A 24,553-nucleotide genomic window follows, 5' to 3' on the forward strand; every position below is an offset into this window, starting at 1 on the left:
TTTAATCAAAAAATGAAGTGATATTTTATTCAAGCATTATGGCTGATAATAAATATCGGCATCATTACCCTCGCCGCCTTCTTTACCATCCGCACCAAACGAATATAAATCAAACGCGCGACCTTCACGGCCAGGAATCACATATTGAACATCATTTTCCCAACTGTCTTTTGGATAACCACCTTTAACATAACCACCTGGCAACCAGTTTTTAGCAGCCGCAGGTTTGTTGACCAAAGCATCTAAACCACCATCTTGCATCGATGGATAACGACCATTATCAAGCTTATATTGATCCAAAGCACCAGCAACACCTTTGAGTGTAATATTAGTGGTATCAACTTTGGCTTTTTCTCCACGTCCCATCACATTGGGTACAATCAGCGCAGCCAAAACACCTAGAATTACAATAACAACCATCACCTCAATAAGGGTAAATCCTGAGGCACGATTCATTCGAGCAACGCTCGACCCTGCCGCAAGGCGAGAAGCTGTGCTTCGAGTGGCTGGATTAAGATTATACTCGGACTCTGAGTTGCAAGATTCCGCGAGGGTAGAAGTATTCAAGCTACGTCCAACATTGTGTTTATCTATTAAATTATTCATATTCATCTCTTACATCTTACTCATCAGATCATATTGTTCATATTAATAATTGGCAACATTACTGCAATCACAATCACCAATACAATTGCCGCCATAAAAATCAGCATCAAGGGTTCAAGCAAGGCCAGTAATGTAGAAATAAAGGTCGTCACCTCACGATCCTGCATAGTAGATGCACGGTCCAACATGCGATCAAGTTCACCTGACGTTTCACCACTTCGAATCATTTGTACCATCATGGGTGGAAAATAACCGCAACGCTCTAATTGTGTTGCTAAATTACCACCTTCTGTTACACGCTCCATCGCCACTTCAATCGCATCGCGAATCACCCAGTTATTGCTGACTTCCGCGCCAATGCGTAACGCTTCAACCAAAGGTACACCTGAACGGGTCAAAATCGACAGCGTACTAGCAAAACGTGCTGCATTGATACCACGCGAGAGTTTACCAAATATTGGCAATCTGAGTGTTAATCGGTCAAATGTATAATGCCCTGCAGTCGTTCTGAGGAAACGAGTAAACAGAATCATGGCAATAAAAGCGAGAATCAGCATAGCAATCCAAGTATGCCGAATAAAAGCACTGGCTTTCATCAAGGCAACCGTGATCCATGGCAAGGCTTCTTTACTTTGCTCAAAAGTCTTGACGATTTCAGGCACGACATAGGTCATTAGACCCATCACAATTCCGAAAGACATCAACATCAGTACAATCGGATAAATCATCGCGCCCTGAATTTTCTTTTGCATAGCAAAACGATTTTCGGTGTAATCCGAAAGCTGATCTAAAATCAGATCAAGATGGCCTGAACGCTCACCTGCCGCAACCGTTGCAATATACAGTTCAGGGAATCGCCCCGACTGCTGCATACTTTTCGCCAGTGAATGTCCTTCCAAAACCTTGGATCGTACGGCAATTAATAGGTTTTGCACATGTGATTTTTCACTTTGTTTACTCACTGCACGCAGTGCTTCTTCAAGTGGAATTCCTGCAGCGACCAAGACTGAAAGCTGACGGGTCATCAACGCCAGATCATAGGCACTAAAGCTTTTTTTAAACCATGAGCGTTGTTGCTGTTTGTCTTTTTGCTCAACGGCATCGACCGCAATGGGTGTCCATGCTTTATCGCGTAACTGTTGACGAATTTGGCGTGCAGAATCCCCTTCCAGCACACCTTTATGTTGCTTTCCAGAGGCATCAAGCGCAGTAAATTGATAAGCAGGCATGGTTCTGTTCTAATTGTCCCAAAATAGTTGTTGTTACAGTTGCATCCGTGTTTGAAATGAAACCTGAGAGTTTCACAAGAAATTCATCGACATAACACTTCGCACTTTAGCATAATTCCATGACATGCAGTCATGCCATTTTACCCATGAATGAAGCCTATATGCCTACCGAAAATTCTAACGCGATTCTGTACCGTATTCGAGTTGCAATACCCGTTTATGTTTACGACACGTTTGACTACACGGTCAGCGCTGAACAATACGCACAAGCTCAAATCGGTGCACGTGTCGCGATTTCTTTTGGACGGCAAAATCTCGTGGGAATCATTACGGAGAAAGTTGATCCAAACGAAGCATTTACAGGGCAATTCAAACTTAAACCCATCACAGAATTACTCGATCAGGAATCGATTTTAGACCAACAAGTTTTAACTTTGTTGACATGGTCAGCCCAATATTACCAATTCCCGATTGGTGAAGTGATGCAAAGTGCCCTGCCTACTTTATTAAGACAAGGTCGCGCCTTAGACATTCTGTTTCATTTATGGAAAATCATCCCTCACAATGACCCGAATGCCTTATTAAAACGCTCTCAAAAACAGTATGATGCCTATCAGGTGTTAAAACTTCATCCACATGGAGCTACCGAGAATATACTTAACCTGAGTGGTGTAGAAACCTCAACTTTAAAGGCATTAGAAAAAAAGGGCTTGGTTGAATGCTGCCTAGAACCGCATGATTTCACCCCTACACCTGTACAATTGGCTCAAGTGCCTTTAACACCGAACGAAGATCAAAAGAAAGCCATTCAACAGATCCTCAAAGCACAACATCACTATCAGGCATTTTTACTCGATGGTTTGACTGGCAGTGGTAAAACTGAAGTTTATTTGCAAGTCATGCATGAGGTGTTAAAACAAGGCAAACAAGTATTGGTACTGGTGCCTGAAATTGGCCTAACCCCGCAAACGGTCGCTCGTTTTAAGTCACGGTTTCATTGCGATGTGGCTTTACTGCACTCAGGTTTAAATGACTCAAAACGTTTACAGGCATGGCAACATGCACAAACGGGCAAAGCTTCCATTATTATTGGCACACGTTCAGCAATCTATACCCCACTGCCGCATTTGGGCTTAATCATTCTAGATGAGGAACATGATCTTTCCTTTAAGCAGCAAGAAGGTTTCCGCTATCATACCCGTGATGTCGCGTTGTATCGTGGCCATTTGCAAAACTGCCCTGTCATTCTCGGTTCAGCCACCCCAAGTATTGACAGTTATCACTTGGTGGAATCGGGCAAGTTACATTTGCTTGAGTTGAATCAGCGTGCGGGCATCGCTGTACTGCCGAAAATGTATGTGGTGGATTTAAAAGTCGCAAAAAAGAAGCATGGTCTCAGCCAAACCTTGATCGAACAGATTAAGCATACTTTAGAGCGTAAAGAGCAGGTGCTGATCTTTTTAAATCGACGTGGTTATGCGCCGATCCTGATGTGTGAAAGCTGTGGTTGGCAAGCCAACTGTCCACATTGTGATGCGCATTTTACTTTGCATTCACAGCCCTACCATCATTTGCATTGTCATCATTGCGGCACCATCAATCGTCTGCCTGATCATTGTCCTGCATGTCAGAAACAAAGCTTAAAAACGATTGGGGCAGGAACAGCAAAACTTGAAGAACATGTACAGGAGCTTTTTCCACATCATGAAGTGATTCGGGTCGATCGTGACAGCACCAGTCGAGTCGGTAGCTGGCAAAAAATCTATGATCGCATTCAGCAAAATAAACCGAGCATTTTGTTGGGCACTCAAATGCTGGCCAAAGGCCATCATTTTCCGCATGTTACCCTTGTTGCGATTTTAGATATTGATGCAGGACTGCTCAGTGTTGACCCACGTGCACCTGAACGAACTGCACAGCTGATTGTGCAAGTCGCTGGCCGTGCTGGTCGTGGTGAGCATAAAGGCAGTGTTTATTTGCAAAGTTTGCGTCCAGATCATCCGATGCTGACCACATTGATTGAACATGATTATCGTACTGTCGCCAAACAAATGCTGGCTGATCGCAAAATTGCCCTGCTACCACCTTATCGTTATGCAGTATTGGTTCGGGTTGAATCTAAAGACAGAGATTATAGCCAACAATTCTTGGCAGATATTGCACAACAATTACGTACAATGGCTGGAGATTTAGTTGATATTTGGGGGCCCATTCCCGCACCGATGGAACGTAAAGCTGGTCGTTATCGGGCGCATATGGTGATTTTATCCACTGATCGCGCCAAACTGCACTTTTATTTACGTCAATGGTGGCAACAAGTGGTACATTTACCGCGTCAGCATCTGCTCAGACTCTCGATTGACGTTGATCCACAAGAGTTTAGTTAAATCAGTGGTTTATTAAATTTTGTGATATTAAAAATCATTTCCAAAAAATAAAGAAATCAAACTATTCGTAATAAACATTAACTTTATAAATGAAAATGATTATAATTAGCATTTCTGCAAGATCATTATTTCACCATGCGATTCCATACATCCTCCCTCGCTTTTTCTATACTTGCTGTCATGGCAACCAATACCTTTGCACAATCTGAACAACAGGAAGATACCGCATCTTCTACCTCAACACAGGTCTTGCCGAAGATTAAAGTTCAGGCAGAAAAACAAGAAAAAAATAGCTATGCAGCAAAGACTGCCACAGCTGTGCTCAGATCAAATGCCCCTTTATTTGAAACAGCCCAATCAATTAGTGTGGTAACCAATCAGCAAATCGAGCAGAAACAAGCAAAAACCGTTTCCGAAGCTTTAGAAGGCGTGGCTGGTGTTAGTTCTGGACAATATGGTCGTCGTGGTTGGGATGATTTTATTATTCGTGGACAAATTTCAAGCTCACAAACCTATATTGATGGTTTACGAGTACAGACATCAGACAATGTACTAAGAGCAGAAGATATTTCAGGCTTAGAATCGATCGAGGTCGTCAAAGGTCCTACTTCTGTTGGCTTCGGTTTTGCTTTACCTGGTGGTTTAGTCAACCTAACCACAAAGCGCCCACAGGCAGAAACCGCTTATCGGGGAACTTTAAGCTATGGTAGCTACAATCTCAGAGAAGGCACTTTTGATATTAACTATGCACCGAATAACACAGAGAAAGGTGCTTTCCGTCTCGTTGGTCGAGTCTCTGATCAAGATGATCCAACCGATTATGTGTATTTCAAAAACTATTACATTGCGCCGTCTTATAACTTTGATTTAGGTGAAAAGGACGATTTATCTGTTATTGCCAGTTATCAGCACCGTGAATATGTTCGCCAACAGGGCATTCCACATGGCAATAGTTCAACCTATAAGAGTTATTCACACAATCTTTTCTTTGGTGAACCAGATCACGGCTATAACGTTGATGTCTATCGTGCTGGAGCAAACTATGCACATTATTTTGATAATGGTTGGACCTATAAACAAAACTTTGCTGTCACCAAAACAGATACTCAAGGTGATGCCGTTTTAGCTACGAGCAATACCACATTGCCAACCATTAAACGTGCAGTTAACAATCAAGATAAGCAAGATATCAACTATGCGTTGGATAGTAATTTGCAGCGCAACTTTAATTTTGGACGAGTCAATTATGATGTCATGGTTGGCTTGGATATGATGAAAGAGCGTAGTGATTATTACCGCCGAACAGATACTATTAATTCATTCAATGCGGATAATCCAAGTTATGGTATTACCAGCGTAAAACTGGGTACACCAACTCAAGAGCTGACTTATAGTCAATATGCAGGTTTATATCTTCGCAATACGATTAAGATTGATGACAACTGGATTATTGGCTTATCTGGACGCCATGACTGGACTCAAGTTGAAATTGACAACATCTTAAAAAACACCACGACACAGAATTCTGATCAAGCCTTTACAGGTAGTGCCTCTGTCATGTATCGCATCAATGATATGTTTGCGCCTTATATCAGCTATGCGACTTCATTTATGCCAGTGACAGATACAGGTGCAAATGGCGAATTACTCGATCCTGAAGAAGGTAAACAAGCAGAAATCGGTATTAAACTTCAAGCCTTAAATCAACGCTTGCAAGGTTATGTTGCTTATTATGACCTCACACGTAAAAATGTAACTGAATCAGATGCCAGTGGTGATTATTCCATCCAAACAGGTGAACAAAAAACCAAAGGCTTTGAAGCTGAAATGGCAGCATCTTTGACGGATCAATGGAATGCATCTGCCACTTATAGTTACATCCCAACTGCGAAAGTGATGGAAAGTGTAACGGAAAGTGAAATTGGGAAAAGAGCCAACCATGTACCTAAAAATGCGGGAACATTATCGACTCAATATTATTTTAGTCCTGACAAACTAGGCTGGAATATCGGTGCAGGCATTCGCTATCAAGGTTTACGTACCGCACAACGTGGAACAGCCTATATTGAGTTACCAGGCTATACAGTGTTTGATGTTAATGCAGGTTATGAGGCAAAACATTGGGGAGCTGGCTTAACTATTAAAAACTTCTTTGACCGAGAATACCTAGCAGGTACGACACCAAATGCGCAATTAGTAAATTGGGGTGATCCTCGTATGATTCGTTTGAATGTGAAATTTAAATACTAAGCCACTGCCTCACATTTATTGTTCTGAGAATAATAAGTGCCTATTTTCATATGAATGAGCCATGCATTTTCTGAGTGGCTCATTCAATTGATGCTTCTGTGAAATGGTTATTGCGCCCAACAACATCATCTACTTTATAAATACTGCACCTCCATGAAACTCACGTGATATCGTTTGACATGGAGGCGTACATCTCAAGAGCGTTTAAAAATAAAAATCCAAAAGAAAAATTCATATTTCCCTTACAAACTCACCCAATTTTTAAGTTAATGTAACAGCTGAAAGAAATCAGCAGATCAAGGCAGAACATGTCATTCCTACCACAAGCTATTGTTTTACTGGCAGCAGCTTTAATTTTTGCTCCATTAGCGAAGCGTTACACAGGCACGACTGTCTTGGGTTATCTGATTGCAGGGCTTTTGCTGAGTTCTAGTGTTTCTGGTTTGATTGAAGATCCTGAATTGATTAATCAACTGCTGCATTTCGGTATGATTGCCGTGATGTTCTTTATTGGCTTTGCTTTTCGCCCGCTAAAACTATGGGGAGAACGCAAAGGCATCCTAAAAAATAGTGGCCTACAATACTTCATCATCACGATCCTTCTAGTTGGAGCATGTTTCTTACTGCTTGATCAAGTGTGGCACAGTCTGATGCTCGGATGTGCTTTAGCGCTCTCCGCGTTGATTCTTCCACAACAACTACTCCAACAAAAACAACAAAGCAACCATAAATTAGAACAAGCTACTTTAGCCACCTTACAATTGCAGGCTTTTATTACCGTCATTCTAATTGCACTCTTTCCTTTGCTAGAAGACACAGCCTCTACTCGACACGGAATCGCCTATTTTGCAGCGCTCATCGCTACGATTTCAGGTCTATTTTTAGCCAATCGTTATTTAGTTCGTCCTATATTTCGTTTCTTAGTACATAAAAAAAGTCTCCATCTCATTGCTGTGCTCAGTTTATTCATCCTGCTTTCAGTCATCCTAATTATGGATATTTTAAATCTTCATATTTTGATTGCTGCTTTTTTAGCTGGACTTTTACTTGCTGAGACTGAATTTAAAGTTGAAGTTGAGCGTATTCTAGAACCCTTGAAAGATACGGCGACAGGCTTGTTTTTTATGGCGATTGGCTTGGGGCTTTCATTGACACCTTTAAGCCAATCTCCACTCTTGATTCTAGGTTCAATCTTTGGATTGGTCTTAATCAAAGCAGTTGTGATCGGTGCGATCAGCTATTATCAACAACGCAATGCCAAATTTAGTACCTTATTTGCCGTAAGCTTGGCACAAAGTGGTGAACTCAGTTTAATTCTACTCAAGCTAGCTGAAAGCGAAAATTTACTTAGCACAGAATTATTAGCACCGACATTTCTCATTATCTTGGGTTCGATGCTATTCACACCTTTACTTTACGCACTGTTTAATCGGAAAATTTTACCGATGCTGCAAAAAAATAAAGCCGCTGTGGCTGATGCTGATATCCCACAACATCCAATTCTCATTATTGGATTTGGCCGTTTTGGGCAAGTCATTGCACGTGCTTTACATGCGCAAGGCAAACACTTTAACGTGATTGATAGCAACCAACCTGATGCTGACTTTATTGAACAATATGGACATCATTTTATTGATGCCGATGTTACACAAATCGAAAACCTACGCGCTACAGGTATTGAATACTGTAAGTTACTGATTATTGCGATTGATGATGTCGAGGACAGCATGAATCTAGCACGACATCTGCGTTTAAATTATCCAGATTTAACCATTTTGGTTCGTGCTCGAGATCGTCATCATGCACGATTACTTCATGATTTAGGTATTTCACAGATTTGGCGTGAAACCTACGCATCTGCTTTAAGTATGGCGCAGCAAACCTTGGTTGAAACAGGCCTTCCCGAAGATGAAGCACAAAATTTGATGATGCATTTTAAACAAGAAGATGAACGGCTTATGCAGCAACATTGGAATTCTAATCAACAAGAGATCATTAAAAACCATCCAAGTGCTATTGCCGAGCTTGAGTATTTATTTGCAAATACAAAAACTTTGATTTTAGATCGTGCGAGCAATGATCAAAACACACAATGTGATGCAAAATCACTCAATGAAACATCTTGAGTTTTGGCAAACTGACACCATTATTGACTGCATAACCATGCACCTCTTTATAAATTCTGAAGTGCGTTACAAAGCAAAGCGTTGCTTTGCGCTCCCTCGAAGGAGCACTGGAGAAAAATATGTCTGATTTACGCCAACGCTTTTTTATTGAAGACTGCCCTGTTCGTGGTGAAGTGGTTCATTTGGAAGAAGCACTACAAACCATTTTGGCGCAACGTGAATATATGCCTGCGGTACAAAGTCTCTTGGGGGAAATGCTGAGTGCAACCGCCTTACTTGCAAGTACACTCAAGATTCGTGGTCGTATTAGCTTACAAATTCAAGCAAGCGGAACATTTAAATGGGCTATGGCCGAATGCAATCACTTAGGTGAAGTTCGTGCGCTCGCAGATTACGAAGAAGATCCGCGCTTCGCAGAAGGTAAAGATAGTCGTACCGTGCTTGCTGCCCTGAGCAACCCTGTGCTGTTCATCAATATCGAACCTGAACACGGCGAACGCTACCAAGGTATCGTACCATTTGATCAACCGACATTAGCAGGTTGTTTAAAGCAGTATTACGATTTGTCTGCACAGATTCCAACACATATCGTACTGGCAACTAATGGTCAACGTTCAGGTGGTTTATTAATCCAACTACTCCCTCGTAATAATGAAGAAGAACAAAAGTTGGTTGATGAAGACCTGTGGCCCCGTTTGACCATGTTGACTGAAACCCTTAAACCCGAGGAGTTGACGGATCTTTCAGCCAATGAAATTCTCTATCGTTTGTATAACGAAGAAGAGGTTCGTTTACCTGAAGTTGAGCAGTTAAAGTTCGGTTGTACCTGTTCAAAGGAACGCTGCGCCCACGCTTTGATTCAAATTGGTGTGGATGCAGTTCATGAAACACTAGAAGCACAAAATCCAATCCAGATGGATTGCCAATTCTGTAATGCACGTTATGAGTTTAGTGCAGAAGAAGCTTTAGGCTTATTTGGTGAACATTTAAGTTAATTGAAAAGTAAAATAAAAAAGACGGGCTTCCGTCTTTTTTTATTTGATATGAATGTCTACTGGATAACACATTTACCCAAAACTCTATCTCACTTAAAGTGATAGCTCGATGGACATCATGATCGGTGTCAGCCAAGCCAGAGGGCTGGCATTTTTTCCAAAACAACAAAACAACTCTTATACAATCCAGCCTATTGAAATCTTGCCAATTCGTTTCATAATGAAAGAAACATCTCAGTATTATATTTAAGATCATGGCAAAAAATTATTATGAAGAGCTAGGTGTTTCAAGAGATGCCTCAGCAGACGAAATCAAGAAAGCCTATCGTAAATTAGCAAAGAAGTATCATCCAGATATTAGTAAAGAAGCAGATGCTGAAGCCAAAATGCAGGCGATTAATGTCGCCTACGATACCTTGGGTGATGCCACTAAAAAGGCTGAATACGATCAGATGCTGGATCATCCACAGGGCTTTGCAGGCTTTGGCCAGGGTACAGGTGGATTTGGTCAAGGTACGGGTGGTTTTGATGGTTCCCAGTTCTATCACCAAAGTTCAGGCGATGGGGGTACAGACTTTAGTGGTTTTGAAGACTTATTCGGCCGTTTTGGCGCAGGGTTTGGTGGCGGACAACAACGTTCGCAACGTCAACAACGTAGCTATCGGGGTGAAGATCAGCATGCTAGTATTCAAGTCGATTTAGATATTGCCTATCACGGTTCAACCCAACAGATTACCTTGCAAATTCCAACTTATAACGTCTATGGTGAACCTGAAGTCCAGCGAAAAACCTTACAGGTTAAGATTCCAAAAGGAATGAAAGAAGGTCAGCAAATTCGCTTAAATGGTCAAGGACAAAGTGGTATCAATGGCGGTGAAAATGGTGATCTTTATATTGAAATCCAATACAAAGATACCGACCGCATTCGTATTGAAGGGGCTGATGTCTATCAAACTATTGATGTGAGTCCGTGGGAAGCAGCTCTAGGACAAAATATTGAAGTCAATACTCCCGCAGGGCAACTCAAAGTCAATTTACCTAAAAATGCCAAAAATGGACAACAATTACGTCTCAAAGATAAAGGGATACCAAATAAAACCGCAGGGCATTTATATCTAATTATTAATATTGTTTTACCACCAGCACACAGTGAGCAAGAACAACAGGCTTATCAACAGTTTGCCGAAGCCTTCTCCACTTTCCGACCTCGTGCCTCATAAGGAGTAAGATCATGACAACTATTCAATACAAAGAAATTCAATATGACGGTCACTGCCAAGTTGAAATTATTGATGAACAATTGGCACTTGATCTCGAACACTTTGCAGAAGCATGTGGCCAAAGTACAGATTGGGTTTTAAAACTGATTGATTATGAAATTTTACAAATCCAAGTCGATCCACAAAGTTATCAGTTTATCGGTGAAGATGTCGCCCGAGCACGTCGAGCTTATCGTTTACAACGTGACTTCGATGCTAGCTTATCAGCAGTTGCGGTGATGCTGGACCTGATTGATGAAGTGCAGCAACTCCGCAGGCAGTTAAAACATTTTCACTAAGGTAACATCCATATATATGACTAAACGCTTTATTTAAGTTTAGTCATTTTTTCTACTTCTTTGAGTGTTTGCTTAATTGGTTCATAGTCTAAGAACCAAAGTAAATTTAAATTTCGTTGTTTATGCTGTTGCGCCAATAAATCAATTACGCTCCGTTCACCCCGCCCTACTAGATGTTGCTGGTAAAAATAGTACAACAGTGCCACCGTGCTCATTAACATGACTGCAAGCATAATCCAAAAACCAACAGGTGACTTTAATCCTGGAATAAACTCAAAGTTCATTCCGTAAATTCCCGTCAGCAAAGTCAAGGGTGCAAATATTGCCGTAATAATTGCCAAAATCCGCATATTTTCATTGGTTTGATTCGCAATAGCTGAAAAATGTAAATCAATCGCCGATTGAATCGCATTTCTTAAACGCAAGGTATGTTTTTGAACACGCTCTACATGGCTCATTAAATCATTGAGACGAACCAAGAGAATGTCTTGATTCTTATGCTTATGTTCCCCCATCACATGATGATAATTATCCACCAGTTCATCTCGGAACTCCTGCAAGGTCTCTATTTGTTCCTCACATAAATTTTCAATTTGCTGGAAAGCCATATCTTCATGAAACAATTGATGCCACTGTTTAAAACGGCGGTTGCCCTGCAAAAGTTGCTGTTGCCAATATTCAACACGACGGGTCAAGGGCGTACGTAAATTCAAATAGCCATCAATCATGCTGTTCAATAAGCGTAAGCATAAATCGGCAGGTGTACTGGCTAATTTTCTCGGCTTATTTTGTTCAGCAATCGGACGACCCATAATTACTTGAATACGTTGAATATAGCTTTCGATTGCTTTATTTCCCTGCTCCCTCACACTCACCAAAATATTCGGCGTTAGAATAAAACCCATCGGTGTAGTTGCTAGGCCAAAAATACTTTCATGAGATTCTAAAGCATTGTCACTTTCATAAATCTGGTCGTCTGGGCTAATCAGTTTGCGGAACACCAGCAGGTCATATTCCTCGACACTGTCGAAAGCACAAGGATGTTCAATATTGAGCAAATCGCGCATATGAAATTCGTTAAGCACCACACCTGTATGCTCATAAATATTTTTTTGCCAAGAATCGGTATGATTAACCAAATCCTGTCTCAAACTATCAACCCATAAAAACTCAAGCGTATGTTCTGTTTGTTGTTCCACGCTAATAAAAATCGTATTTTCACTGTTATGACGATAAAAATAATAAAGCTGCATAGAGTCGAGATAAGTTTGAAAATCTATAGAAATGCTGCCATGAAGCACAATAAAAAGCTATGTTTATTCTATTATCAAAATCAAATGACATGAAAAAGCCTCGTATGCGAGGCATCGAGGCTTTTTCAAATTAAGGGGTATTAAACTTCTTTGTTTAGTACCACACCATGCTTTAAGGCTTGGTCGAGTTGCTCTTTATCTAATGCCTTATCCCATTTTGCAACAACAATCGTTGCGCAAGCATTACCAACTAAATTGGTTAAAGCACGGCATTCAGACATAAAGCGATCAATACCAAGGATCAACGCCATTCCCGCAACTGGAATCGCAGGAACAACAGAAAGCGTTGCAGCCAAAGTGATAAAGCCTGCGCCCGTGATCCCCGCAGCACCTTTAGAACTAAGCATAGCCACCAATAAAATTGTCACTTGTTGAGTGAGTGTCAATTCAATATTACATGCTTGTGCAATGAATAATGCCGCCAATGTCATGTAAATATTGGTGCCATCCAAGTTAAATGAATATCCTGTCGGAATTACTAAACCTACAACCGATTTTTCACAGCCTGCTTTTTCCATTTTCGCCATCAATGATGGGAGTGCTGCTTCTGATGAACTTGTACCAAGAACCAACCAGAGTTCATCTTTGATATAACGGATCAGGTCGATAATCGAAAAACCATTATAACGAGCGACTGCACCCAAGATAACAATGACAAAAAGTAAAGCAGTGATGTAGAAAGTTGCGATTAATAACATCAAGTTCCCAATTGAACTGATCCCATAAGCGCCAATGGTAAATGCCATCGCACCAAATGCACCAATAGGTGCAAACTTCATCAACATACCCACTAAAGTGAATACAGGATTGGTTAATTGTTGTAAGAAGTCAGTAATTGGACGACCCAAATCGCCTGATTTAGCAAGTGCCAAACCAAATAAGACTGCGACAAACAAAACTTGAAGAATTTGACCTGATACAAATGGACTCACCAATGTATCTGGGATGATATTCATCAAGAAACCTGTAATAGTTGATTCATGCGCTTTAGCTGCATATTCATCAACTTTAGTGCTGTGTAACGTACTTGGATCGATATTTAACCCATGACCTGGTTGAATCACATTCCCAACAATTAACCCGACGACTAACGCCAATGTTGAAAAGGTCAGGAAGTAAATCATCGCTTTACCCGTGACTCGTCCAACGCTGCCGAGATTTTTCATCCCAGCAATTCCTGTCACAACAGTCAAGAAAATTACGGGTGCAATAATCATTTTCACCATTTTAATGAAGGCTTCACCAAGCGGTTTTAAGCTTTCACCAAATTCAGGAAAAAAATGACCTAACAATATCCCTGCAACAATTGCGAAGATCACTTGTACGTAAAGAATTTGATAAAACTTGGGTTTCTTTGGCGGCTGCTGGTCATCTTGACCTGTGGCGGCATGATCGATATGCATGTGCAATATTCCTTCATATTGGGATAACAAATAGACTTCCGACAGTCTATCTAAAACGGCAGGAGCGGAAATTTGGGGAATTCTACGTTAATTGTAATCCTCACAATTTAAGCACTCGACTAATGTCTAATATAAAATAATTTTATGTTTATTGTTTCGACAATTTATATTTATAGTTTTCATCTAGTTAATAAAAAAGCGCATTGTAAAAACAATGCGCTTTTTTTAATCAAAAGTATTGCTATTATTGAGCTTGCTCAATATCTTTCATTGTCAACTTGATACGACCACGGTTGTCAACATCCGCAACCTGTACTTTCACATCTTGACCTTCTTTCAATACGTCAGTCACGTTTGCAATACGCTCATTTGAGATTTGCGAAATGTGAAGTAAACCATCAGTACCTGGCATGATGTTTACAAACGCACCAAACTCAACGATACGGATTACTTTACCATCATAGATCTTACCTGGTTCAACTTCAGCAGTAAGCGCTTGGATTTTTGCAATCGCAGCACGGGCAGCAGCTTTAGTTTCACCAAATACACGAACTGTACCATTGTCTTCGATATCAATCGCAGCTTTAGTCTCTTCTGTAATAGCACGAATCGTTGCGCCACCTTTACCAATGACATCACGAATCTTGTCTGGGTTAATGCTGATCACTTCAAAAGTAGGAGCATGCATTGAAATTTCAGGACGAGCACGTGAAATGACTTTATTCATTTCATTCAGGATATGCATACGACCAGCAAAAGCTTGGTTTAATGCAACTTCCATGATCTCTTCAGTAATACCTTCGATCTTGATGTCCATTTGAAGCGCAGTAATACCGTTTGCCGAACCTGCTACTTTAAAGTCCATATCACCAAGGTGGTCTTCGTCACCTAAAATGTCAGAAAGAACTGCGAAACGCTCACCTTCTTTCACTAAGCCCATTGCAATACCAGCAACTGGCGCTTTAAGTGGAACACCTGCATCCATAAGTGCAAGAGATGCACCACAAACAGACGCCATAGAAGATGAACCATTTGATTCAGTAATATCAGATACGATACGAAGTACGTAAGGGAAACGATCAACAGGTGGAAGAACCGCTTGTACACCACGACGAGCTAAACGACCGTGACCAATTTCGCGACGCTTAGGACCTGATTCACGACCCGTTTCACCTACAGAGTAAGCTGGGAAGTTATAATGCAACATGAAGTTGTCAGTTTTCGTACCCGCTAAGGTATCAACCATCAATGCATCACGTGTATTACCTAAAGTTGCAGTTACAAGTGCCTGAGTTTCACCACGGGTAAACAATGCTGAACCGTGGGCACGGTCCAATACGCCTACCTGAACATCGATACCACGAACGGTTTTGGTGTCACGACCATCAATACGTGGCTTACCAGACAAGATATTGTCACGTACAGTACGGTATTTAAGGTCTTCAAACAGGAAGTCCACTTCGTCAGCGATGCCATCCACATCTTCTTCAGGAACGAATTGCGCTTTCGCTTCTGCATACAGTGCATCCAAAGCTGCATAACGATCTTGTTTCACTGCAATGGTATACGCTTCTGAAATTTTTGCTTCAAAAGCTTCTTTTAATTTCGCACGTAATTCTTCGTTGTGTGTTGGAGCAACCCACTCTGATTCTTTCGCACCAACTGCAGCAGCAAATTCTTTGATAGCTTGTACAGCAATTTGCATTTCGTCATGACCGAAAAGTACTGCGCCTAACATTTGGTCTTCTGAAAGTTCTTTCGCTTCAGATTCAACCATTAACACCGCTGATTCTGTACCTGCAACCACAAGGTCAAGATCAGACTGTGCAAGTTGTTCTAACGTTGGGTTAAGAACATATTCACCATTGATTAAACCAACACGCGCACCACCGATTGGACCACGGAAAGGTGTGCCCGCAATCGACAAGGCAGCAGATGTACCCAACATTGCAGCAATGTCAGCATCCATGGTTTTATCAGAAGACACAACTGTTGCTGTGACTTGAATTTCGTTGAAGTAACCTTCTGGGAACAACGGACGAATTGGACGGTCAATCAAACGAGAAATTAAAGTTTCAGCTTCAGACGCACGACCTTCGCGCTTGCCATAACCACCAGGGATACGACCTGCAGCATATTGTTTTTCTTGATAGTTAACGGTCAGTGGGAAGAAATCTTGACCCGCTTTTGCTGTTGGTTGAGCCACAACCGCAACAAGCACAGTGACACCACCCATGGTGATTAAAACTGTATTTGCTTGACGTGCAACACGACCCGTTTCTAAAACAACTTGGTGCTGACCAAATTGAAATTCTTTACGAACGATATTAAACATTGACATGTATTATATTTTCCTAGTTTCTTTTAAAAAGTTATTCTAGTGAGACCCCTAAGGTTTGGCATTCAGACCACAACTCATGTGTGGATAAATGACAAAGCTTAGAAGCCATCGCACCAGATCAAAATTTTTAAATAAATTTAAACACAAAGAAGGAGCGAACATGCGCCCCTTCTAAAACTCGCCTAACTTAAATCAGGCGAAACTTTGTTTTCAGCGTTAAAGCATTGCAACATGCGAAATACCGAAAATAAAGCCAAATCGAATTAACGACGTAAACCTAATGCGCCGATCAAAGCAACATAACGACCGTGATCTTTACCATTTAAATAGTCAAGTAATTTACGACGTTGGTTAACCATACGAATCAAACCACGACGGCTGTGGTGGTCATGTTTGTGTTCTTTAAAGTGACCTTGCAAATCATTGATTTGAGCAGTCAATAAAGCAACTTGTACTTCAGGTGAACCAGTGTCGTTTTCTGCACGAGCAAATTTAGCAATGATCTCTGCGCGATCTGCGTTAGTTAAAGCCATTCGATTTCTCCGAGATGCTTAAAAAATAAAATGATAATGATCAGTTGCAAGCAACTGACTGCCGTGCATCACTACAGCAAGTCGCCTATTTTAAGTGATCTATCACCATATTGCAAAAATGTTTTAACTTTGCTGGCATTTCGGCAGCTGACAGCATTGAACAAAATAGGCACACTATGGGATATCTGTTTTCAATTTATGACAGAGATGAAAGAAAACGAAAATATTGCGAGGGAATCGTGAAAATTTTATCAACCAATACTTGTTATGTACCAAATGACTTAAATCAAGTGATTCGCTCAAAAGATGAAGTTGCGGCTGAATTGGGTGGAATGACTGAAAAGCAGATTCAAAAGATCTGGAATAGCGTTGAATGCCTGTATAAAACAGGAAACTATCCACTCGTTACATTATGTTTGCGACGTCAAGGACAAATTTTACTGAACCGCAGTATTGGTTATGCACAGGGTAACTCCCCAGATGGCTTAGCCGCGGATGCAAAAATTGGTACGCCTGATACGCCTGTATGTTTATTCTCTGCATCAAAAATGATTACAGCAATGCTGATCCATATGTTGGATGAGCGCGGTGATTTAAATCTGCTCGATCCGATTAGCTACTATATTCCTGAATATGGGGTCAATGGTAAACGTCGTGCGACTATTTTCCATTTGCTTTCTCACCGTGGCGGGATTCCACGCATTGATACAGAAGTCACACCAGAACTTTTATTTAACCAAGAAGAAATCTTAAAAGTACTTTGCGCAGCTAAACCTGTTTCGCCATCAGGGACACACCTTGCTTATCACGCTGTTACCGCGGGTTATATCCTAGGTGAAATCGTTCAGCGTGTAACTGGACAAAGCGTACGTGAGTTTTTAGCTGAAAATATTGAAAAACCAATGGGGATGGATTATTTCAACTATGGTTTGAAACCACAATATCGAGATAATGTTGCACTAAACTATGCCACAGGAATTCACCCAAGCTTAGGTACAGACCATTATCTTAATCATGTACTTGGTGGCGGTTTACAACTTGCAGTGGATGTAACCAACGATACTCGTTTCATGGATACCATTTGTCCTGCTGGAAACATTTATACCAGCGCTGAACAAATCGGTCGTTTTTTTGAAATGTTACTCAGCGGTGGTGAGTATCAGGGTAAAGAGATCATGAGCGCAAAAACTGTATTTCGCTCAACCCTACCAACATCAGGAACAAGCATAGACCGTACTCTACTCGCCCCAATGCGTTATGCGTTAGGTCCAATGCTTGGTAGTAATCCAGTCGGTTTATTTGGTCCAATGACTGGCCAGGCTTTTGGGCACATTGGTTTTTCTAATATTTTATGTTGGGCAGATCCAGAGCGTGATATTAGTGTATCGTTGCTTACCACAGGAAAATCTGTCGTTGGGACACACCTCCCTGCTCTTGCCAAAACATTATATCAAATCTCAACAAACTGCTCGAAGATTCCAAAGAATCAACGTCGTTCATTATTCGCAACAGATCGACACGAGGCAGACATCGTCTAATTCAATTTGATCGCAGCAAAAAAAGAGCCCAAGTCAGACTTGGGCTTTTGCGCGTTATTCAAGGTTCTTTTCATTTTTCTATTATTATTCTTTATGTTTCTTATTAAGCTACTTTCAGCCCCTCTGAACGTATTTTACACATCACTTCTTATGTTTTGCTTTCAGTGTGTATCTTCTTTATGCCTATTATTCTGTCAGAACCAATTGTGGAGAAAAATAGCATTTTTCTTATCTCTATGTAAGCAAATACGTACGGGGCTGTATAACATTTAACTTAATAATACATAAAAATTGTCAAACAATCATATTTTTAATTTAAACTTTTGGTTAAAAATTTTTATAGAAAAATTAATGTTTGCTTCACACAGTTAGAGGTAGAGATTCTTCATTAAAATCATTTTGATTAAAATAAATACTATAACCATCATGACATTAGTAAGATTAAAAATAAAAAAGCCCTGTAGTCTCTCCCAAAACTACAAGGCTTAGCGGCTGTAAGTTTCCTCTTTTATCACTTACCTCACTGTAAGTTCGCTGTCTCATTGACTTTATTATTGTATTTTTGCGATTTACCTAGCTTTCCGTGCTAGGCTGTTTGTGTGTACATGATCTCAAAAACATTTATTTCACTCTAGCGACAATATCTCGAATCTTTGTAAGCTTTTACTTACAGAACAGTGAATTTTAAAGAATAATTTCACAATCCCTCTAAATTGATCTTTTGCACTAAACCACTTCGACGAATGGTTCTAATCATCAATGACTGTTGTAATGCCTTCGGATCAGCCAGAATACTCACTACTTTTTTAGCGCGAGTGACTGCGGTATAGATCAATTCCTGACTCAATAGTTTCTCGGCATGTGCATCCAAAACAATCGCGGTATGGGTAAATTCCGAACCTTGTGATTTATGAATGGTTAAAGCAAAAGCGGTTTGCATACTGCGTGGCAGTCGGTGCGCTGCAATCCATTTATTTAAGCTCGGGAAAAATACTTCAAATTGCTGCACTTGAGTGCGATGTTTAAAACAAATGCCAATATCACCATTAGAAATCCCAAGCTGATAGTCATTATAGGTCATCATTACAGGACGTCCGATATACCAGTCTCCAACAGCGATTTGTTTCAATTGCTGATTGAGCCAATGCCCAGCATAACGATTCAGTTGCTCGATTCCCAACGGGCCATGTCGAACTGCCGTTAAGATTCGATAATCATCAAAGGCTTGAATCACGTTCTGAATCTGTTCGACAGGTTCATCTGCCTGTATATAATGTTTTAAAGCTTCAATATAAGCTTGAAATCCAGCCATTAGCTTCTGTTGATAAGGTTCAATCTCCACATCCTGCTGTTCGGGTAGATATTCCAACTGGATCAGATCACGCATATCTTTATTTAAAGAAATCGTTTGCAAAGGTGCAGCCTGAACAATTTCCGTCTCTAATTTTGATAAGACTAAATCAGGGCTGCTGAGACCTTGCTGGGCCTGAATAAATCGTGCGAATTGACCAATCTTGGCTTCACCAGAGAAACGACGGCTAGTCTGTAGCTGGACTCGATTTTCAGTCAATGCCTGTACTTGCTGTAAATCAGCCAAAACCGAGCCGACCTCAACCGAAGCCAACTGATTGGCATCACCCAGCAAAATAAGTCGACATTGTTCTGGGACTGCCTCGAATAACAGGGTTGCCAAATTCAAATCCAGCATTGAGGCTTCATCCACCACAATCACATCATAGGGCAGAGGCTGTTTGGGATAAAAGCGTGGTATTTGTCGATTGCCCATACCCAGTAAACGGTGCAAGGTTTGCGTGGTTTGATTACGCAACTCATCGGTGATGAGTCCTGATTCCAATAATTTTGGATCATTAAAAGAGTTCTGGAACGCTTCCTGCATACGTTGCGCAGCTTTGCCCGTAGGCGCTGCCATTGCAATACGAATATCGGGAATGGTCTGGTTGAGGGCTGCAATAATACGCGCCAAAGTATAGGTTTTCCCTGTCCCCGGTCCACCGGTAATAATGCTCAGGCCTTGTTGCAAAACCATTTTCAGTGCAGCCTGCTGATGTTCATCACTAAGTAAGTTTTGATACTGTTCGGCATCAACAGCCTGAATCGTTTGTCGCTTTAATCGACAAATCTGCTGTGCGAGGCGTTGCTCTAGGTGCCAATATCGGTATAATGCCAAGCCCTGCTGATCATAGACACAAGGGGCAACCTGCGTGGTTGCGATTTCGCTGGAAACAGCCAAATCCGCCAATGCCGCAATCTGGCTTGGCTCAACCTCAATACAACTGTCACCTTGTAGGCTGGCTTCAACCAGTTGTTGTAGTACATGTGCAGCGTTAACGGTTTGAGTAGATTGAGAAAATGGTGCTTGTGAGAGGTAGTTACTCCACATATTTAACCATGTCATTTGTGCTGACTGATCATCAACTTGTTTGTCCACAGAGTTATCCTCAAACTTACCCACACGCTTATCCACAAGGTTATAAACACATTTATCCACATGATAAACTGTTGTTTAATCTAAATTCATAACTTTTATCTACATTGGTTTGCCCATTTTATCCTCAGAGAAATATCCGAGGATGGCATCCAGACGCAAGATAAATTCATCATCAGGTTTCCAATAGTAACAGCCTTGCTGCGCTTGCCCATTCATGCCGCGCAAATACAGATAAGATGCGCCGCCTAAATGCTGCTGCATATCATAATCCTGCAATTTCACCGACAGATAACGATGTAGTGCCACAAGATATAACGCTGCTTGTAACCAATAACTCGACAGCGACATACTTTCTGCAATCTGAGGCTGCTGATAATCCAGTTGCTCCGCTCCCAGATAATTACTCTTATAATCGGCAATATGGTAACGCTGACCATCGAAGTACACCAAGTCAATAGAGCCATTCAAGTAACGGGCAGATTTAGCCTCAAGTAACTCTGGCATTTCGATGCCATATTCCTCAAACAGCTGCTGTACACGTTGCATGGCCAGCACACGATCCGACAAGGCCAGATAAAAAGGGCATTCCGACAGATATTGTCCTTCCAGCAATTGTTGTAGCTGGAAGCCCTCGTTCAGTGGCGTGGCCAATACCTCACCCAGCCATGCCGCAATCCATTGGTATAGTTGCTGCTCTGAGTTTTCCTGTGCTGGAAAATGATTCTGGTATTGACCTAGTAAGTCAAACCATAAGCCTTGATAGGTATTCTTAAAACGGCGGCGAATTTCCTCAACCCATATTTCAGGTCGCTGAAAATCAATCTGTTCAAAAATCTCATGCAGGAAATTTCCAGCCAGCGTTCCTCTCGGAAAGTGTTGTTTAATCCAGGCAATCGGCTGAGCTGTGGCTGTATTTTTCGATTCTGTAAGATTCAGCTCATCTTCTGCTTGCTCAAAATCAGTGTTTATATTGGCCAAGCGATCAGCCCGAGTCGCTTTGTGCTTTAAATGTTGTGCCAGATAACTAAAACTGGTTTTCCCACGCGAATAAAAACGTTGTGTCGGCAGTGTTTGGGCCAACAGTACGCGCTGTTGTTGAGTTTGTTGCATCTGTAAGGCTTGTGGTCGCGCTAAGATCAGCTCAGCATCGGCACTATAGGGATGTTGAAAGTGATCGCCCTGATTCTTCCAAAAAGCCAAACCTGAAAATTTATTTTTATCCCCTTTTTCAGGTTCTAACACAGCATAAACACGATGACTAGCACGCGTTAATGCAACATACCATAAACGGTTTTGTTCGGCTTGAGCGCGTTGTTGATGCTGATTGATTTCTGTATCTTGAAGAAAATTTTTATCAGCGATCGCAACGACACGTTGTGTTCGGATTTGTCCTGTTTCTGGCAGCTGGATTTCTGTGGTTGAGAAATTTAAAGCCTCTTTTTTTGAGTCTGGTGCTGCTTTATTTGCTCCAAGCAAAAAGACGATTTTAAATTCCAGACCCTTGGACTGGTGGATGGTCATCAACTGCACCCCAGCTTCACTGGAAAGCTTATGTTCCAGTTCCCATTCACGGTCACTTGGAGAATTGAGTTGCTTTAAATACCAGTGATAGAGGTTTTGCGCTCCCTGCACATGCTCACTATGCTGACTCAGAATATCAGTGAGATGGCGCAGATTGACCACTGCCCGTTCATTGTCCTTGCTTTGCGTTGCAACCAGTTGCTGCCAGATAGCAAACTGGTTCAGACAACGTTGCCATGCCACCAAAAATCCCTGATTCAGCCACATTTCACGGATGTCATCGAATTGCTGAATATAATGGCTCAAGCCCTCTGGACTTTGTTCTAAGGCCAACAGTCGAGCAAGATCAAAGCCAAATAAACGGCTAAGTAAAGCCCGTTTGAGCTTGGCTTCATCATAAGGATGCAGCAAGGCCGTGAGTAAAGCACCTATATCCTGTGCAATCTTTGAATCAAACACACTGCGCTTTGAGGGCCGATTCACTCGGATTCCCAAGTGTTCCAGTGCATACTGCACCTCGTCCAGTTGGCGATGGCTACGCGAAAGAATGGCAATATCATCTTCACAAATGACTTTGCGTACCTCACCATCCAGGCATAGCTGCTGCAAATGCGCTTGATTCAATAAGCTTTGAATTTTCCATGCGACTTGAGTAGCTTGCTCATTGCCCTCTTGCAGTTGCAACCAGCGCAACGGCGCGGGATTGGCCTGTTCATTGTCAATCAGGGCAGGATGTGGACGCGAACCCGCTTGAATCGGGTCATAAATCACCTGCTCGCCAAAATCCATTTGCCGCTGAAACAGCACATCCACCACTTCAACCAGTTCTTTCACCGAACGGTGGTTATGCACCAACTTATACTCACGCCCCTGTTTGGCCATAATATCCTGATAGGCATTCAGGAAGGTCAGCATATCGCCGCCACGAAAGCCATAAATCGCCTGTTTACGGTCACCCACCATAATCATGCAGCTCTTTTGGTAACGTTGCGGATGGCGCCAGATACTGGCCAACATATCATCTTGATCTTGGTTGGTATCCTGAAACTCATCCACCAGAATCAATGGATAGCGTGACTGTACAAATACCGCGAAAGATTGTCCTTGCTCACCTTTTAAAGCTTCAGACAGGGTTTTGATTTGCTGAGCAAAGGTGGTCTCGCCTTTTTGCTGCAACACTTGAGGTAAACGCTTTTTGACTTGCTGACAAAGATGAAACTGTAAATAGGTATTGAATTGATCTAAATCATTTTGAATTTTAAGTTTCATCTCCCAAATATCTTTTAATAACTGAATCAAAGGATGCTGGTAAAAACAATCCTGAATGCTTTGATCACATTTATTAAAAATACTACTTCGAGCTTGTCCTTTGGAATCTAAAAATAAAACATCGACGTCTTTGAACGCCTTTTGATCAAAATAAATATCTATACCCTGCTCTTGAATTTGCTGAGCCAGCCGAACTAAGCCTGTTTGAAAAATGAAATGAAAACGATCTTTTGCAAAAGCCTTTTTATTAATAAATTTATAATATGCACCATCGAGTAGATAATAATCCTGTAACTCTTGTAAATATTGTGATGAACTTGCTGCGAACTGATGCAAGCATGATTCAAACTCAACTGTGCTAAACACAGGCAAATCTACTTGTTTCAAATGTGCTGAACTAAAATTTAAACTGGATTCTACCAATTGAATATAATGATCAACTGATTTAAGTTGCTGACTCATATATAAAAAATCAATCACTTGCTGTGGTTGGGTCTGAATCCATTCCCGCAACACATCATGAATTAATTGACGGGTATAGCTTTTGGCATCCTCAGTGATTTCTGCGCGTTCAATTTTGCCACTTTCAAAGGCAAACTCACGCAATAGCTTTTGACTAAAACTATCCAAGGTTCCAACAAACAATTCATCTAACTGATCAATGATCAATTTTAACCGTTCACAGGCATAGGCAATTCGTGGCGCAAAGTTTTGTAAGACCTGTTGTTTTAACGGATCAGTTTCTTGTAATGCCTTGACCTGAATATCTTGTTCCAATACATCACGGAAAGGCTCTAAAAACTCAAGGATTTCGACCAAACGTAAACGAATACGCGTTTTGAGTTCTGCGGCTGCAGCACGGGTAAAGGTGGTGGCAATCACCTGATTAGGTAGATATTTCTCTAAGAAAATCCGCACCATCAAACTGGATAGTGTATAGGTTTTACCTGTCCCCGCGGAGGCTTCGATTAAATGCAGCCCTTCAAATTGAATATCACCAATCGGCTGATAAGATACGGGATACTTCGAGTTCAT

The 24,553-nt window shown here is 41.3% G+C and carries 15 protein-coding genes; 7 read left to right on the forward strand and 8 right to left on the reverse strand.

Annotated features, from left to right (window positions below):
• Positions 1-36 precede the first annotated feature (36 nt).
• Positions 37-606 carry a type II secretion system major pseudopilin GspG gene (gene gspG / locus CDG55_RS13190; RefSeq protein ID WP_087536922.1) on the reverse strand — a complete coding sequence of 190 codons (570 nt, stop codon included), beginning with the start codon at positions 604-606 and terminating at the stop codon, positions 37-39.
• Between the two features lie 23 nt (positions 607-629).
• The gene (gene gspF / locus CDG55_RS13195) at positions 630-1,835 is read right to left on the reverse strand and encodes a type II secretion system inner membrane protein GspF (RefSeq protein ID WP_087536921.1); all 1,206 of its coding nucleotides are present in this window, start codon (positions 1,833-1,835) and stop codon (positions 630-632) included.
• Between the two features lie 146 nt (positions 1,836-1,981).
• Here gspF and CDG55_RS13200 point away from each other — a divergent pair, with 146 nt between their 5' ends.
• From CDG55_RS13200 to CDG55_RS13225, 6 genes are all read left to right on the forward strand, one after another.
• Positions 1,982-4,222 (forward strand): primosomal protein N', encoded by a 2,241-nt coding sequence (locus CDG55_RS13200; RefSeq protein ID WP_087536933.1) that lies wholly within the window; start codon positions 1,982-1,984, stop codon positions 4,220-4,222.
• 135 nt (positions 4,223-4,357) lie between these two features.
• The gene (locus CDG55_RS13205) at positions 4,358-6,472 is read left to right on the forward strand and encodes a TonB-dependent siderophore receptor (RefSeq protein ID WP_087536920.1); all 2,115 of its coding nucleotides are present in this window, start codon (positions 4,358-4,360) and stop codon (positions 6,470-6,472) included.
• Between the two features lie 308 nt (positions 6,473-6,780).
• Positions 6,781-8,598, forward strand: a complete 1,818-nt coding sequence (locus CDG55_RS13210) for a cation:proton antiporter (protein WP_087536919.1) — start codon at positions 6,781-6,783, stop codon at positions 8,596-8,598.
• A 119-nt stretch (positions 8,599-8,717) separates the two neighbouring features.
• Complete coding sequence (locus tag CDG55_RS13215; RefSeq protein ID WP_087536918.1) at positions 8,718-9,593, forward strand: Hsp33 family molecular chaperone HslO; 876 nt, start codon at positions 8,718-8,720, stop codon at positions 9,591-9,593.
• A gap of 254 nt (positions 9,594-9,847) precedes the next feature.
• Positions 9,848-10,813, forward strand: a complete 966-nt coding sequence (locus CDG55_RS13220; protein WP_087536917.1) for a DnaJ C-terminal domain-containing protein — start codon at positions 9,848-9,850, stop codon at positions 10,811-10,813.
• A gap of 11 nt (positions 10,814-10,824) precedes the next feature.
• Positions 10,825-11,151, forward strand: coding sequence for a chaperone modulator CbpM (locus CDG55_RS13225; protein ID WP_004680669.1), 327 nt, complete (start codon positions 10,825-10,827; stop codon positions 11,149-11,151).
• 29 nt (positions 11,152-11,180) lie between these two features.
• Here CDG55_RS13225 and CDG55_RS13230 read toward each other — a convergent pair whose 3' ends face one another.
• The 4 genes from CDG55_RS13230 to rpsO all read right to left on the reverse strand — a co-directional run bounded on the left by CDG55_RS13230 (position 11,181) and on the right by rpsO (position 16,741).
• Positions 11,181-12,404, reverse strand: a complete 1,224-nt coding sequence (locus CDG55_RS13230) for a magnesium transporter CorA family protein (RefSeq protein ID WP_087536916.1) — start codon at positions 12,402-12,404, stop codon at positions 11,181-11,183.
• Positions 12,405-12,544: 140 nt separating this feature from the next.
• Positions 12,545-13,867, reverse strand: a complete 1,323-nt coding sequence (locus tag CDG55_RS13235; RefSeq protein ID WP_004659222.1) for a dicarboxylate/amino acid:cation symporter — start codon at positions 13,865-13,867, stop codon at positions 12,545-12,547.
• Positions 13,868-14,111: 244 nt separating this feature from the next.
• A complete protein-coding gene (gene pnp, locus CDG55_RS13240) occupies positions 14,112-16,202 on the reverse strand; it encodes a polyribonucleotide nucleotidyltransferase (protein WP_171287561.1) in 2,091 nt (696 codons plus the stop codon).
• Positions 16,203-16,471: 269 nt separating this feature from the next.
• On the reverse strand, positions 16,472-16,741 hold the full coding sequence (gene rpsO / locus CDG55_RS13245) for a 30S ribosomal protein S15 (RefSeq protein ID WP_004637724.1): 270 nt from the start codon (positions 16,739-16,741) through the stop codon (positions 16,472-16,474).
• A gap of 239 nt (positions 16,742-16,980) precedes the next feature.
• Between rpsO and CDG55_RS13250 the strand changes: the two genes are divergently transcribed.
• Complete coding sequence (locus CDG55_RS13250) at positions 16,981-18,279, forward strand: serine hydrolase domain-containing protein (protein WP_005162848.1); 1,299 nt, start codon at positions 16,981-16,983, stop codon at positions 18,277-18,279.
• A 697-nt stretch (positions 18,280-18,976) separates the two neighbouring features.
• Here the strand turns inward: CDG55_RS13250 and recD are convergent.
• Both recD and CDG55_RS13260 read right to left on the reverse strand, forming a co-directional pair.
• Positions 18,977-20,728: an exodeoxyribonuclease V subunit alpha gene (gene recD / locus CDG55_RS13255; RefSeq protein WP_213066142.1), complete on the reverse strand. Its 1,752-nt coding sequence runs from the start codon at positions 20,726-20,728 to the stop codon at positions 18,977-18,979.
• A 99-nt stretch (positions 20,729-20,827) separates the two neighbouring features.
• Positions 20,828-24,553 (reverse strand): UvrD-helicase domain-containing protein, encoded by a 3,726-nt coding sequence (locus tag CDG55_RS13260; protein ID WP_087536913.1) that lies wholly within the window; start codon positions 24,551-24,553, stop codon positions 20,828-20,830.

Source organism: Acinetobacter sp. WCHA45 (assembly GCF_002165255.2).
Taxonomy (GTDB): Bacteria; Pseudomonadota; Gammaproteobacteria; order Pseudomonadales; family Moraxellaceae; genus Acinetobacter.

Coding starts and splice junctions, on each gene's coding strand:
- CDG55_RS13225 (WP_004680669.1), top strand. CDS start 10,825: ATGACAACTATTCAATACAAAGAAATTCAATATGACGGTCACTGCCAA.
- CDG55_RS13235 (WP_004659222.1), bottom strand. CDS start 13,867: ATGCATATCGATCATGCCGCCACAGGTCAAGATGACCAGCAGCCGCCA.
- CDG55_RS13215 (WP_087536918.1), top strand. CDS start 8,718: ATGTCTGATTTACGCCAACGCTTTTTTATTGAAGACTGCCCTGTTCGT.
- pnp (WP_171287561.1), bottom strand. CDS start 16,202: ATGTTTAATATCGTTCGTAAAGAATTTCAATTTGGTCAGCACCAAGTT.
- CDG55_RS13210 (WP_087536919.1), top strand. CDS start 6,781: ATGTCATTCCTACCACAAGCTATTGTTTTACTGGCAGCAGCTTTAATT.
- CDG55_RS13205 (WP_087536920.1), top strand. CDS start 4,358: ATGCGATTCCATACATCCTCCCTCGCTTTTTCTATACTTGCTGTCATG.
- CDG55_RS13220 (WP_087536917.1), top strand. CDS start 9,848: ATGGCAAAAAATTATTATGAAGAGCTAGGTGTTTCAAGAGATGCCTCA.
- CDG55_RS13260 (WP_087536913.1), bottom strand. CDS start 24,553: ATGAACTCGAAGTATCCCGTATCTTATCAGCCGATTGGTGATATTCAA.
- rpsO (WP_004637724.1), bottom strand. CDS start 16,741: ATGGCTTTAACTAACGCAGATCGCGCAGAGATCATTGCTAAATTTGCT.
- gspF (WP_087536921.1), bottom strand. CDS start 1,835: ATGCCTGCTTATCAATTTACTGCGCTTGATGCCTCTGGAAAGCAACAT.
- CDG55_RS13200 (WP_087536933.1), top strand. CDS start 1,982: ATGAATGAAGCCTATATGCCTACCGAAAATTCTAACGCGATTCTGTAC.
- CDG55_RS13230 (WP_087536916.1), bottom strand. CDS start 12,404: ATGCAGCTTTATTATTTTTATCGTCATAACAGTGAAAATACGATTTTT.
- gspG (WP_087536922.1), bottom strand. CDS start 606: ATGAATAATTTAATAGATAAACACAATGTTGGACGTAGCTTGAATACT.